At 64.2% G+C, this 12,590-nt stretch carries 16 protein-coding genes; 6 read left to right on the forward strand and 10 right to left on the reverse strand.

Annotated features, from left to right (window positions below; translation table 11 throughout):
* The first annotated feature begins 66 nt into the window (after positions 1 to 66).
* Positions 67 to 837, forward strand: a complete 771-nt coding sequence (truA, locus tag EN818_RS12515; RefSeq protein ID WP_129553563.1) for a tRNA pseudouridine(38-40) synthase TruA — start codon at positions 67 to 69, stop codon at positions 835 to 837.
* Here the strand turns inward: truA and EN818_RS12520 are convergent.
* The 4 genes from EN818_RS12520 to dapE form a co-directional block, all read right to left on the reverse strand.
* Entirely contained in the window at positions 834 to 1,151 is a 318-nt protein-coding gene (locus tag EN818_RS12520) for a type II toxin-antitoxin system RelE/ParE family toxin (protein WP_095805206.1), read from the reverse strand. The genes truA and EN818_RS12520 overlap by 4 nt on opposite strands.
* Positions 1,148 to 1,429, reverse strand: a complete 282-nt coding sequence (locus EN818_RS12525; protein WP_095805205.1) for a type II toxin-antitoxin system ParD family antitoxin — start codon at positions 1,427 to 1,429, stop codon at positions 1,148 to 1,150. The genes EN818_RS12520 and EN818_RS12525 overlap by 4 nt, the downstream gene beginning before the upstream one ends.
* Positions 1,430 to 1,596: 167 nt before the next feature.
* Positions 1,597 to 2,199, reverse strand: a complete 603-nt coding sequence (locus EN818_RS12530; RefSeq protein WP_095805204.1) for a transporter — start codon at positions 2,197 to 2,199, stop codon at positions 1,597 to 1,599.
* A gap of 2 nt (positions 2,200 to 2,201) precedes the next feature.
* On the reverse strand, positions 2,202 to 3,401 hold the full coding sequence (gene dapE, locus EN818_RS12535; RefSeq protein WP_095805203.1) for a succinyl-diaminopimelate desuccinylase: 1,200 nt from the start codon (positions 3,399 to 3,401) through the stop codon (positions 2,202 to 2,204).
* A 116-nt stretch (positions 3,402 to 3,517) separates the two neighbouring features.
* Here dapE and EN818_RS12540 point away from each other — a divergent pair, with 116 nt between their 5' ends.
* On the forward strand, positions 3,518 to 4,537 hold the full coding sequence (locus tag EN818_RS12540) for a 2-dehydropantoate 2-reductase (RefSeq protein WP_095805202.1): 1,020 nt from the start codon (positions 3,518 to 3,520) through the stop codon (positions 4,535 to 4,537).
* 85 nt (positions 4,538 to 4,622) lie between these two features.
* Here the strand turns inward: EN818_RS12540 and EN818_RS12545 are convergent, their stop codons facing one another.
* The 4 genes from EN818_RS12545 to dapD form a co-directional block, all read right to left on the reverse strand.
* Positions 4,623 to 5,324 carry a hypothetical protein gene (locus tag EN818_RS12545; protein ID WP_095805201.1) on the reverse strand — a complete coding sequence of 234 codons (702 nt, stop codon included), beginning with the start codon at positions 5,322 to 5,324 and terminating at the stop codon, positions 4,623 to 4,625.
* A 14-nt stretch (positions 5,325 to 5,338) separates the two neighbouring features.
* Positions 5,339 to 5,716: a DUF805 domain-containing protein gene (locus EN818_RS12550; RefSeq protein WP_165349944.1), complete on the reverse strand. Its 378-nt coding sequence runs from the start codon at positions 5,714 to 5,716 to the stop codon at positions 5,339 to 5,341.
* Positions 5,709 to 6,071 (reverse strand): DUF805 domain-containing protein, encoded by a 363-nt coding sequence (locus EN818_RS12555; protein ID WP_095805199.1) that lies wholly within the window; start codon positions 6,069 to 6,071, stop codon positions 5,709 to 5,711. The genes EN818_RS12550 and EN818_RS12555 overlap by 8 nt, the downstream gene beginning before the upstream one ends.
* A 72-nt stretch (positions 6,072 to 6,143) precedes the next feature.
* Positions 6,144 to 6,998 carry a 2,3,4,5-tetrahydropyridine-2,6-dicarboxylate N-succinyltransferase gene (gene dapD / locus EN818_RS12560; RefSeq protein ID WP_095805198.1) on the reverse strand — a complete coding sequence of 285 codons (855 nt, stop codon included), beginning with the start codon at positions 6,996 to 6,998 and terminating at the stop codon, positions 6,144 to 6,146.
* Positions 6,999 to 7,143: 145 nt separating this feature from the next.
* On the opposite strand from dapD, the gene EN818_RS12565 reads away from it, so the two are divergent.
* Positions 7,144 to 7,983 (forward strand): LOG family protein, encoded by an 840-nt coding sequence (locus tag EN818_RS12565; protein WP_095805197.1) that lies wholly within the window; start codon positions 7,144 to 7,146, stop codon positions 7,981 to 7,983.
* Positions 7,984 to 8,041: 58 nt separating this feature from the next.
* Here the strand turns inward: EN818_RS12565 and EN818_RS12570 are convergent, their stop codons facing one another.
* Entirely contained in the window at positions 8,042 to 8,749 is a 708-nt protein-coding gene (locus tag EN818_RS12570) for a pyrimidine 5'-nucleotidase (protein WP_095805443.1), read from the reverse strand.
* A gap of 150 nt (positions 8,750 to 8,899) precedes the next feature.
* On the opposite strand from EN818_RS12570, the gene EN818_RS12575 reads away from it, so the two are divergent.
* From EN818_RS12575 to EN818_RS12580, 3 genes are all read left to right on the forward strand, one after another.
* On the forward strand, positions 8,900 to 9,661 hold the full coding sequence (locus EN818_RS12575) for a GGDEF domain-containing protein (RefSeq protein ID WP_095805196.1): 762 nt from the start codon (positions 8,900 to 8,902) through the stop codon (positions 9,659 to 9,661).
* 166 nt (positions 9,662 to 9,827) lie between these two features.
* Entirely contained in the window at positions 9,828 to 9,956 is a 129-nt protein-coding gene (locus EN818_RS34300; protein WP_280952436.1) for a hypothetical protein, read from the forward strand.
* 37 nt (positions 9,957 to 9,993) lie between these two features.
* Positions 9,994 to 11,433 carry a GMC family oxidoreductase gene (locus tag EN818_RS12580; protein WP_095805195.1) on the forward strand — a complete coding sequence of 480 codons (1,440 nt, stop codon included), beginning with the start codon at positions 9,994 to 9,996 and terminating at the stop codon, positions 11,431 to 11,433.
* A 184-nt stretch (positions 11,434 to 11,617) separates the two neighbouring features.
* Here EN818_RS12580 and phhA read toward each other — a convergent pair whose 3' ends face one another.
* Positions 11,618 to 12,451, reverse strand: coding sequence for a phenylalanine 4-monooxygenase (phhA, locus tag EN818_RS12585; protein ID WP_095805194.1), 834 nt, complete (start codon positions 12,449 to 12,451; stop codon positions 11,618 to 11,620).
* Between the last annotated feature and the right edge of the window lie 139 nt (positions 12,452 to 12,590).

Raw genomic sequence — 12,590 nt, forward strand, 5'->3', positions numbered from 1 at the left:
GAACCGGTTTTCGGAGAGGATCATGCTCCGCAAGACCACTTTTTGAGCGCGAACCAACCGACGAGCATGCCGCGTTTTCGTCTCGATATCGAATATGACGGCAGCCAATTCGCAGGCTGGCAGCACCAGGCGGACCAGCCTTCGGTGCAGCAGGCGATCGAGCAGGCGATCGCCAAGTTCTGCGGCGAAGAGCTGCGGTTGCGCGCCGCCGGCCGCACCGATGCCGGCGTGCACGCCACCGCCCAGGTGGCGCATGTCGATCTCGCCAAGGCCTGGCCCGGCGACAAGGTGCGCGATGCCGTCAACGCCCATCTTCAGGCGGCCGGCGCGCGCATCGCCATTCTGAAGGCAGCGGTTGTTGCCGACGACTTCGATGCACGCTTCTCCGCAACGGGGCGGCACTATCTCTACCGTATCCTCAATCGTCGTGCGCCTTCGGCCCTGGAAAAAGGCAAGGTCTGGTGGGTGCCGAAACGGCTCGATGCCGAGGCCATGGACGAGGCGGCGAAGCTGCTGCTCGGTCGGCATGACTTCACCACCTTCCGCTCCACCCAGTGCCAGGCCGAAAGCCCGGTCAGGACGTTAGACCGGCTCGATGTCGGCCGTGCCGGCGATCTCATCGAGGTGCGGACCTCGGCGCGCTCCTTCCTGCACAACCAGGTGCGATCGATGGTGGGGTCGCTGAGGCGTATTGGCGACGGCTCCTGGAGCGCTGCCGATCTCAAGGCGGCGCTGGAAGCGCGCGACCGCGCCGCTTGCGGCCAGGTTGCTCCGCCCGACGGGCTGTTTCTTGTCGGGGTGGATTATCTCCAGACGTCCGTTGGGCGGGTCGATTAGCCGAGGTCGTCCTCGGCGATGTCATCCGACCAGCTGGCTCCGCCGTAGAATAGACGTAGAATCACCACGCGTTCGGGCTCCACGGTGAAAGCAACGGCTACTCGGCGTTCAAATCCGACAACCCGAAGGTCCGGCCGCACGTCATCGCGGACGGTGCCGCGTTCCGAGCCGTATTCGAGGCGCTCGCAGAACGCTCGGATCCGACCTTCATAGCTGCTTGCCGTGGTCGCGCTGCTGGCCTCCGCAATGAGGTGGTAGATACGATCGAGATCGTCGCTGGCAGCAGGCGTGTAGACGACCGCCCGACGCTTCACGGCTTCTTCTGCGAACGGGTCTCACGACGCTTGCGCGCACGTTCGGCCATCTCCTCCGGAGAAATGCCCTTGCCGGGGTTTGCCTTCCAGGCATCGTAAGTCGGAGCGACTTCCTCGCGCAGCCAACGCTCGACGGCGGCGTCGCGCTCCTGCAGGGCTCGGAGTCCTGCGCGGATGACCTCACTGCTGGTTGCATATGCGCCGGATTGTACAAGCTTGTCGATGAAGGCAGATTGTTCGGCCGGTAGGCTGAACGTACGTTTCTCGGCAGCAGACATGTTTGCCTCCTCGGTAGATGGTATGATAATATCATACCCAGCACGGCTGCATCAACAGACCAGGCAGCGGCGGACCTGGAGCAATTCCAGGAAAGCGTAGCGGTCTCGCAATTGCGTGGAACCAACTGGTTGGAGCGGATAGCGATTCTGTGAAAAGCTGAACCGCTCTAAGTGCCGGGATCAGGTATGTCGATGCCGAGCAGCGCCTGCAGCCCGAACAGCACCAGCAGCGAGGCAACGAACATGCCGGCAAAGACGGCGGTGCCGACGGCAGCACCCTTGCCGATCGTCGCATTGGTCATGCGCCAGGTCAGCACCATCGACAGCGCAAACAGCACCAGCGCCACCAGCCCGGTTGCGTCATCCGTGGCGGGCAGGAACAGCCTGAGCAGCGCAGACGGCAGCATCAGCCAGGCAATGATCGCCGACGCCCAGTTGGAAGCGACGACATAGTGGACGAAGCGGCCGCCGATGCCGGCGCGCGGCGCGACAAGCGCAAGCGCCACGAGCGGCAGCACCCATGAACCGATATCCACGGCCGCCAGCCGGAGCAATATGCCCAAGCGCCCGGCGAAGGCGGTTGGATCGCCGATCTCGTTGGCGATTCCGACCCAGCCGACGATCAGTGCCGGGGCCGCGACGACGATAGCGAAGAACGAGTTCCAGAAACCATCAGCCGAAAGGTCGAGCATGCGCAGGCCGTCGGCCTTGCCGAACATCAGCCGCCAGGCGCCGGCCAGCGAGGCAAAGGTTTCTTCCGCCGAAAGCATGGTTACGCCAGGCCTTGTCCGAACCAGTCTTCGATGAAGCGCTCGTAGATCCGCGTCAGCGTCTCGAGGTCGGCCAGCGCCACGCGTTCGTCGACCATGTGCATGGTCTTGCCGACCAGCCCGAACTCGACCACCGGGCAATAATCCTTGATGAAGCGGGCATCGGAGGTGCCGCCGGAGGTGGACAGCGCCGGCGTCTTGCCGACCACGGCGGCAACCGACGCGCTCAGCGTGTCGATCAGCTTCTCGTCGCGGGTGAGAAAGACATGGCTCGGCCGGTCACGCCACACGAGCTCGTAGTCGATTGGGGCCGTCTTGCCCGGCCGGTATTTTTTGCGCCCGGCCGCCTGGTCCAGCCGGTTGTGGATTTCGGCCTGGATCGTCTCGGCAGTCCAACTGTCGTTGAAGCGGATGTTGAAGGCGGCCGTCGCCCTGGCTGGAATGACGTTGGTGGCCGGGTTGCCGACGTCGATCGAAGTCACTTCCAGATTGGTCGGCTGGAAATCCTTGGTCCCTTTGTCGAACACCGGATGGAGCAGCGCGTCGACCAGGCTCATCAGTCCGCGCACCGGGTTGTCGGCCAGCTGCGGATAGGCGGCGTGCCCTTGGCGGCCGTTGATGATGACGATTCCGGAAATCGAGCCGCGCCGGCCGATTTTGACCATGTCGCCGAGGGCGTCCGGATTGGTCGGCTCGCCGACGATCGAGGCATCCCATTTCTCGCCCTTGGCGGCCGCCCACTCCAGCAGCTTGGTGGTCCCGTTGATGGCGGGTCCTTCCTCGTCGCCGGTGATCAGCAGCGAGACCGAGCCTTTCGGCCCGCCGTTCTTTTCGACATGGCGCGCCACCGCGGCGACGAAGCAGGCGATGCCGCCCTTCATGTCGACGGCGCCGCGGCCATACATCTCGCCATGGGCGATCGCGGCGGCGAAGGGCGGATACGTCCACGCCGCCTCGTCGCCGACCGGCACGACGTCGGTATGGCCCGCAAACATCAGATGCGGCCCGTTGCCGGAGCGGCGGGCATAGAGATTTTCGATATCGGGCGTATCGCTTTCCGCGAACACCGGTCGCTCGACCGAGAAGCCGAGCGGCATCAGCATCGTCTCCAACGCCTGCAGCGCGCCGCCTTCGGCGGGGGTCACGGAAGGACAGCGGATCAAGGCGGCAAGATTCTGGGCGGGGTCTGTCGGCAAGCTCATGGGCAAAGCGATAATCGAAAGCGGCAGGACTGTCACGGTCGGACACGATGGCCGACCATGCCGCCGACAATATGGTTGTCATGCCGTATAATTGCGAGCCAGGACGGGGTGATCGCATGGCCAATGACGCAAAGACGATCGCGATTGCCGGCGCCGGCAGCATCGGTTGCTATGTCGGTGGCTGCCTGGCGCTGGCGGGCCGCAAGGTGAATTTCCTCGGGCGCGGCCGCATCGTCGCGGCCATGCGCAAGAGCGGGCTTCGCGTCAGCGATCTTGACGGCCTCGATCGCCGCCTCGACCCTGGCGCGCTTGCGGTGACCGACGATCCCGCGGCTGCGCTGTCCAATGCAGACATCGTTGTCGTCACGGTCAAGAGCGGCGCGACCGAGGAGATGGCGGCGCTTGTCGGGATGCACGCCCGCCCCGATGCAATTGTCCTCAGCCTGCAGAACGGCGTCTCCAACGCGGCCAGGCTGCGCGCGGGACTGCCAGGGCTGCGTGTGCTTGCCGGGATGGTGCCGTTCAACGTCGTCCTGTCGCCGGACGGCGGGACGCCGCTGCATGTTCATCGCGCCAGCGACGGCAAGGTGATGGTCGAGGACGCGCGCCTTTCCAGGCTGCTCGACGTCGCAGGGCTTGGCGTCGAAGCCCATTCCGACATCAAGGCCGTGCAGTGGAGCAAGCTACTGATGAACCTCAACAACGCGCTGGTGGCGCTCTCCGGCCTGCCATTGGCGACGGAACTTGCCGACCGCCGCTGGCGCCTCATCCTGGCCGCCCAGATCGAGGAGGCGCTCGCCGCGATGAAGGCAGCCGGCATCGGGACGGCGCGGATCGCCGGTCTGTCCCCGTCGCTGCTGCCGAAAGTGCTGAGGCTGCCGGATTGGCTGTTCGCAGTCCTGGCCCGGCGCATGCTGGCGATCGATCCTCGGGCGCGTTCTTCCATGTGGGACGACCTCGAGCGCCGCCGTTCGACCGAAATCGACGCGTTGCAGGGTGTGGTGCTCAGCCTCGCAAGCAAGACCCGCACGCCGGCGCCGACGATCGAGCGCGTCGCGGCGCTGGTGCGTCAGGCGGAGGCGGACAAACACGGACCGCCCGGTCTCACGCCGGAAGCCGTCAGGGCAATTCCATGAAAACTGCGCAGCGGTTTTCCGTCCGGAATTGCGTGATATCAAATGCGTTGAGCGGGTCAGCGATTTTGTGAGAAGCTGAACCGCTCTACCGGCGATCCTCGATCAGCGTGATCTTCTGCCAGATTTTGCGCGACAGGTTCGAGCTCAGATTCTCGATGTCGTTGACGCCGTTGATGACCACGTCGTCATTGACCGATTGCGCGAACAGCGCCGCGACCTTGCCGGTGATCGACAGCATCTCCGAACAATAGTCGAGATAGCGGGCAAGATCGGCGGCATTGGTGATGCGCGCCGGCGAATGGGCGGTTGGCGTGAAGTCGGCCGACAGCGTTGCCGGGTCCTTGGTCAGCTGGTGCATGTCGATGACATGGATCAGCGAGCGCAGCCCGTGCAACGCGCGAAACACGCGCTTGCGTTTGATGCGCTCCTCGGTGCGGATCAGCGCCAGGAAGCCGAGCACCGCCAGGATGACCGTATTGATCGTCGCCTCGATGCCCTGCACCGACTGCACGGCATCCTCGGTCCCCGAAATGCGGTCGAGCGGCAGAATGGTGCCGACGAAGAGGAACATCGCCGCGCCGGCAATGAAGGCCGCAGCGATCACGCCGCGCAGCCACCAGATCGGCGCTCCCAGTTCCCTGGCTGCCTCGGCGAGGTCCCGCGACAGCGACACCAGTTCGCCGGCGACGCCGCGCAGGCCGGCTTCCGGGAAGCGCTCGCCCACGCGCTCCGCCAGCCTTTCCGCGGTCTCGATGATCAGCTTGGGGTCGAGCGTGCGGTAGCGCATCGGCGTCCCGGCACTCAGCGATCGGCCGGCGCGTTCGTGCGGCTGCCGTAGCGGTTGGCCCCCGGCTGGCCCGGAAACAGGCAGAGCACCAGGAAGGCGATGATTGAAATGACGGGAACGAACAGCACCAGCGCCGCGATGCCGGGCTTGTCGAGATCATGCAGCCGCTTCACCGCCAGCACGATGTTCGACCACAAGGAGGCGAGAAAGGTGATGAAGAACACGAACGACCACATGTTGCTCTCGGCCGAGCCTTCCGGCACCAGCGTGAAGCGGTAGAGCGGGAAGGCTTGGACGAGCGCGACCAGCAGGCCGCCGAGAAAATAGGCCGCGCGGCTGACGCGGCCCGAGGTCTTGAAGAAGAGCCAGATGAGGTCCGATTTTTCAGGCAAGCGGGTCCGGTCCGTATTGATTAGCGCCTCGTGTGCCTTCGAGGATGCCGAGTTCGACCAGCAGCCAGATGCTGCCGATGATGGGAATGAGGCCGATCAGCGTCCACCAGCCCGACTTGTTCCGGTCGTGCCAGCGTTTGGCGTAGAGAGCAATCGCGAAGTAGATCGACGCCAGTGCCACGAGCACGCCGATGACGCCGACCTCGGCGCCGCTGGCGGTCGTGAAACGTGTGCCCAGGATCGAATCGAGAATGAAAGCAAGGATGGCGATGGCGATGAACACGCCGATGCCAGCCCAGAACTTGGCGCGGTTGATGCGACCGTCGAAACTTGTCAGCAGGTACTTCCAGTCCATGTCGCCCCTCCGTATTCAATCAGCGCGACGGAATGTCGCGCTGGCGGAAGGTGCGTCCGTTTCCGGAAAAGATCAATCGCGCAGCAATTCGTTGATCGAGGTCTTGGAGCGGGTCCTGGCGTCGACGCGCTTGACGATGACCGCGCAGTAGAGGCTGGGACCCGGCTCGCCATTGGGCAGCGGCTTGCCCGGCAGCGAGCCGGCGACCACGACCGAATTCGCCGGCACCTCGCCGTAAAAGACCTCGCCGGTGGCGCGGTCGACGATCTTGGTCGACTGGCCGATGAACACGCCCATGCCGAGCACCGAACCTTCGCGCACGATGCAGCCTTCGACCACCTCGGAACGCGCGCCGACGAAGCAATTGTCCTCGATGATGGTCGGGCCGGCTTGCATCGGCTCCAGCACGCCGCCGATGCCGACGCCGCCCGACAGATGCACGTTCTTGCCGATCTGGGCGCAGGAGCCGACCGAGGCCCAGGTGTCGACCATGGTGCCCGAGTCGACATAGGCGCCGACATTGACGAAGGACGGCATCAGCACCGCGCCCGGCGCCACATAGGCGGAGCGCCGCACCACCGACGACGGCACGGCGCGGAAGCCGGCCTTCTCGAAATCGACGGCGCCCCAGCCGTCGAACTTCGACGGCACCTTGTCCCACCATACCGCATGGCCCGGACCGCCCTTGATGATCTCCATCGGGTTCAAGCGGAAGGAGAGCAGCACCGCCTTCTTCAGCCATTGGTTGACGTGCCACTTGCCGTCTTCCTGCCGTTCGGCGACGCGCGCCTCACCCCGGTCGAGCAGATTGAGTGCCGACTGGATGGCGTCGCGCGTTTCGCCGCGGGTCGCAGTCGAGATCGTGTCGCGTTCCTCGAAGGCCTTTTCGATGGTCTTTTCGAGGCTCGCAAGATCTGGCTTCGACATGAATTCGCTCCATTACCAAGCTGTTAAGGGGCTGCCCCTTAACCTGTTCCGAAAGTCGCGCGGACCCTATGTGAAGGTGCGATGGGGGTCAATCGCGGTTGCGTCACGGGACGGCGCAAGCAAAGGATTAGGACGGGTGGATCGAATGACTCCCATGGAAAAGGCGGGCTGGACGCCGTTGCCGCATTCAGACGAGGATCTGGAGCGGGCAAAAAGCGTGCCGGACACCCCCCAGACGCGCGCCGACACCTATCGGCTGGCCTGGAACGATCCCGATTTCATGACGCGGCGCGAACTGCGCCCCGTGCGCCTGCAGCTCGAGCTGCTGAAGCCGGAGATGATCCTGGCCGAACGGGGCATCCGCTCGACGGTGATCCTGTTCGGCGGCGCGCGTCTGCCAGAGCCGGGCGGCGCCGCCTGGGCGGCCAAGAACGAGACGCAGAAGAAGAACCTCGAGTTCAACAGCAAATACTATGAGGAGGCGCGCAAATTCGCCCGCCTCTGCTCGCAGCAGTCGGCGGCGTCCTACTACCGCGAGTTCGTCGTCGTCACCGGTGGCGGGCCCGGCGTCATGGAGGCGGGCAACCGCGGCGCCGACGATGTCGGCGCGCCGTCGATAGGCCTCAACATCGTGCTGCCGCACGAGCAGGCGCCGAACGCCTATGTCACGCCCGAGCTCTGCTTCAACTTCCACTATTTCGCCATCCGCAAGATGCATTTCGTCATGCGCGCCAAGGCCGTCGCGGTGTTTCCCGGCGGCTTCGGCACGATGGACGAATTTTTCGAGACGCTGACGCTGATTCAGACCGGCCGCATGGAGCGCGTGCCGGTGATCCTGTTCGGCAAGGCCTTCTGGGGAAGGGCCATCGACCTCGATTTCCTCGCCGAGCAGGGCACCATCTCGCCCGGCGATCAGGACATCATCGACTTCGTCGACACCGCCGACGAGGCCTGGGAGATCGTGCGCCGCTTCTACGAGCTCTGACGGGGTCGGCCGCTCGCCTAGGCGGATGCTGAGGGCGTCCCGGTAACCTGACGTTGCCTCAAGCCGTGACTTCGACGATCGCGGTGAGGAAGCTGGCGAGGTCGTCGGTGACGAAATCGACGTCGTCCTCGTTTTCCGGGTCGCGCTCCCAGATTTCGGAGAATGTCGGCTCGAAGTTGCGCGGCACGACCAGCACTGTCGTCATGCCGAGCGATTTCGGCACCGAGAGATTGCGGGCCAGATCCTCGAACATCACCGCATTGTGACCGGTCACGGCATGCAGCTCGGCAAACCGCTCATAGGTCTGCCGCGCCGGCTTCGGATTGAGCCTCGCCGCGACGATGTCGAAGATGTCGTCGAAATGCTCGAGTATGCCGAGCTGCCGCGCCGTTCGCTCGGCGTGCCTACGGTCGCCGTTGGTAAAGATGAACTTGCGGCCGGGAAGCTGGCGGATCGCGGCCCCGAGCACGGGATCCGGCACCAGCCAGGAATAGTCGATGTCGTGCACTTTCTCGAGAAAGTCGTCTGGATCGATGCCGTGGCGCGTCATCAGGCCGTTCAGCGTCGTGCCATATTCCTGATAGAGCTCCTTCTGCAGCTTGCGCGCTTCTTCGCGCGGCAGCGTCAGCAACTCGCCGATATAGGCGGTCATCTTTACATCGATCTGCGCGAACAGGTTCGAATGATGCGGATAGAGCGTGTTGTCGAGGTCAAACACCCAGTCGGTGACATGGGCGAAACGGGCGGGATCGGGCAGGGTCGTCATGCCGTCCTTATGGCATGCCGACGCCGGCTTTATCCACAACTTCTGCGCGTCTGCCACCGCGAAAACGCGTCTCCCTTCAAATTTTAACCGTCTCCGAAAGGTCGCCTTCAGCGCTTGCTGGCACACAAGCAGTCCGGTGGGAGTCGGCGAATGAGTCGCATAGTTTTGAAGTCCGCAGCCGTGGCGTTCGCCTCGGTTGCAGCATCGCTTTTGTTGACATTGATCGTGGTTCCGGGAATGGGCTTTACGATCGGCCGCACCATCTGGCTAACCTCGACGGTTTGTCCCCTGGTGCTGGCCTGGATCGCCAGCTTCGGCGCCTTTTGGCAGAGCGACCGGTTGCAAAATGCGCATCGTGAACTCGCTCGCGCCCACGCGCAGCTCGCCGCCGCGCATCGCCGCCTGTCGGAAAAGGCCAGCCGCGACGACATGACCGGCATGCTCAATCGCGAGACCTTCTTTGCGGCGCTCGACGGCTCGCGGCGCAAGTCCGACCGCGGCGCGCTGCTCATCATCGATGCCGACCACTTCAAGACCATCAACGACAATTTCGGCCATCTGACCGGAGACGAGGCGCTGCTTCTGATCGCGGCGGCCATTCAGCGCGGCGTGCGCAGCGGCGATGTGCTCGGCCGAATCGGCGGCGAGGAATTCGCCGCCTTCCTGGCCGGCGCCTCCGAACAGGAGGCCAGGCGCGTCGCCGAGCGCATCCGCCGCGAGGTCGAGCTGGTCCGATTCCGTCCGATCGACGAGCGGACCGTGCCCCTCACCGTCTCCATCGGTGGCGTCACCTGCGGCGAGGGCGCTACCGTCTCCGAGCTGATGCGCGCAGCCGACCGCCGGCTCTACGAGGCCAAGCATCGCGGCCGCAATCTCTCGATCCTCGACCGCGACATCTCGGAGGCCGCCTGAGCGCCGACTCGCTCGGCCGTCCTAACCATTTCTATATTCGACCGCGCTAAACTTCTGCGTGTGACCCGGTTTGCACGCGGTTTGGCACGGAACTGGCTTCTGGGGCGGAACGTGTGCCGTTCAGGGAACGACATGCGTGGATAGAGGCCTTATCGAAAGATCTGTCATGACTGTCTTCATCAAGAAAATATCGCGCCGCGGCATCGTCCAGGCACTGATCGCGCTGCCCGCGCTGTCGCTGTTCCGCAACCAGCCGGTCATCGCCCGGATGAGATCGTCCCCGACGACATCATAGAGGTCAATGGCTGGATCCTGAAGCGGAGCGATCTTGCATGATCTTCGACAGCTATGAGGCGTTCAAGCAGGCGAGCTTCAAGCCAAGGGTCTGCATCCTCGGTTCCGGCCCGGCCGGCACCACCATCGCCAGAAAGCTCGGTGCCGCCGGCATTCCGGTGGTTGTGCTGGAGGCCGGATCGCGCGAGTTCAGCGAGGAATCGCAGGACTTCTACCGCGGCAACACGGTCGGCGACTACTATTTCGACCTCGACATCACGCGGCTGCGCTTCATGGGCGGCTCGTCCAACCACTGGGCCGGCTGGTGCCGCGTGCTCGACCGCCAGGATTTCGAGCCCAAGGCTTGGGCGCCGGACACGGGCTGGCCGATCAGCCGCGCCGACATCGAGCCTTATCTGTCCGAAGTCCACGATATACTGGAACTTCCCGAATTCCGGCCGGATGTGCCAATTTCGGACGACATCCGCTGGGTGCAGCTGATCAAGAGCCCGGCCGTGCGTTTCGCCGAGAAGTTCGCTGGCGAACTCGACCAGAGCAGCAACATCGCCGTCGTGCTCAACACCTATGCCACCGAGCTTGCCGGCGACGGCAAGCGCGTCACCGGCGCCAGGCTATGGTCGAACGGACAGGATGCCGGGACCTTTACGGCGGACTATTTCATCACCTGCACCGGCGGGCTGGAGAATTCCAGGCTGCTGCTGTGGTCCAACCAGCGCTCGAATGGAGCGGTGGTGCCGCATGCCACGGCACTTGGCCGCTACTGGATGGAGCACCCGACCTTCGAGGGCGGCAATGCCATTCTGGCCAATTACGACGAGTTCGAAGTCGATGCCTCGAACGAGGCGTTCTTCTCGCCGACCCTGCCCGCGATGGAGCGGCTGCAGATCCTGAACTTCGGCATCCGCCTGATCGAGACGCCCTATCCCAACATCAAGCGGCTGATCGCGGACCTTGCCTGCACGGCGCCGGACATGGCGGAATGGGCGGCCTACAAGCTAAGCCAGAACCTGCGTTGCGCCGCCCAGCTCTATGTCGCCTGGGAGCAGGCCCCGCTGGCCTCGAACCGGATCGAACTTTCAAGGACCGAAGTCGACCACGCCGGCGTGCCCCGCATCGAGCTCCATTGGCAGAAGTCGCCGCTCGAGCGGCGGACCTTGCTCGAAGGGCTGAGACTCTTCGGCGCCACCATGGCGCAGAAGAATCTCGGCCGCGTCCGCATCGCCGACTGGATCGGCAATGGCGGCGACTACCCGACCGACGAGGAAACGGCCGGTCACCACCACATGGGCGGTACCCGCATGGGGACCGATGTCGCCAAGAGTGTCGTCGATGCCAATTGCAAGGTGCACGGCATGGACAATCTCTATGTCGGCGGCTCCTCGGTTTTCTGCACCTCCGGCGAGTGCAATCCCACGACGACCATCACCGCGCTGGCCTGCCGCCTCGGCGATCATCTCAGCAAGCTGATCACCGTGTGAAGCAATCGGCACAGCCTGCAGCGACTTCCGTCCGCGGAAACAAGGCAGGCAGCGCCGGTGCCAGGAATGGCAGCCGGCGCCGCCTTGGCCGCTTTTGGAGAAATCCGTGGGGCATGAGCCCACAGCGGTTCAGCCGCTCAATGGCAGCTGAACCGCTCCGAAGGTCGGCCGGGCGAAGCCAACCTCAAACCGTCGCCGGGTCGAGCGCCGCCTGATCCTTGAATCGCGTGACGATGCCGGAGAGATCGCCGCTGGCGAAGGCATCGCGCAGAACGTCGAAGGACGGCAGCACGAAATAGGCGCGCTGGAACTTGTCGATCTCGTAGCCCGTGCGCATCACCGTCTCCAGGTCGAACGGCACGTGATGCGCGTCCTTGCTCTCGACGGCGAACTGCAACTCCGTGAACGAGGACATCAGCCCGGCGCCAAAGGCCTTCACCGGCTGGCCCGGTTCCTGGATGAGGCCGTATTCGGCGCTGTACCAGTAGAGCCGCGTGATCATCTCGTCACCGCCGAGCGCGATCACGTCCTCGGCCTTCTGCCCATACATCTGCATGAAATCGGCGAAGACCGGCTGCGTCAGGATCGGCACATGGCCGAAGAAATCGTGGAACATGTCCGGCTCGACGATGTAGTCGAGCTCCTTCTGTGTCCGCAGCCAGTTGGTCACCGGGAAGCGGCGGCTGGCGAGGTGATCAAAAAAGGGCCCGGCGGGAATGAGGCCCGGCACCGCGACGATCTCCCAGCCGGTCAGCTTGCGCAGCTTATCGCTGATCTCCTCGAAATCGGGAATCTTGTCGAGCAGCCCGAGCGCGTCCACGCCGTCAAGATAGGAGCGGTGCGCCAGTCTCCGCGTCAGTTTCGTCTGCCGGTCGCAGAGCGTGCGCCAGACCGCCTGCTCCTCGGCCGAATAATCATAGCCCTGCGCCACGGTGAAATCGGCGCGGCAGACCGAATAGTCGCCGCGAAGGCCCTGTGCAGCGCAGTCCCGGGCGTAGTCGGCAACGCTGATCGTCATGGCAGTTCCTCCTCAACATCGTGATCGGTGGATTGGGGATGACAGTAGCGGCGGCCCGCGAGGCAAATCAGCTTAGTTGATGGTATAACGGCGGCTTTTGAGGTAAAGTTCGCTCCGATTTGCGGAAATGGGAGCAGAA

The organism is Mesorhizobium sp. M3A.F.Ca.ET.175.01.1.1 (assembly GCF_004791945.1).
Taxonomy (GTDB): domain Bacteria; phylum Pseudomonadota; class Alphaproteobacteria; order Rhizobiales; family Rhizobiaceae; genus Mesorhizobium.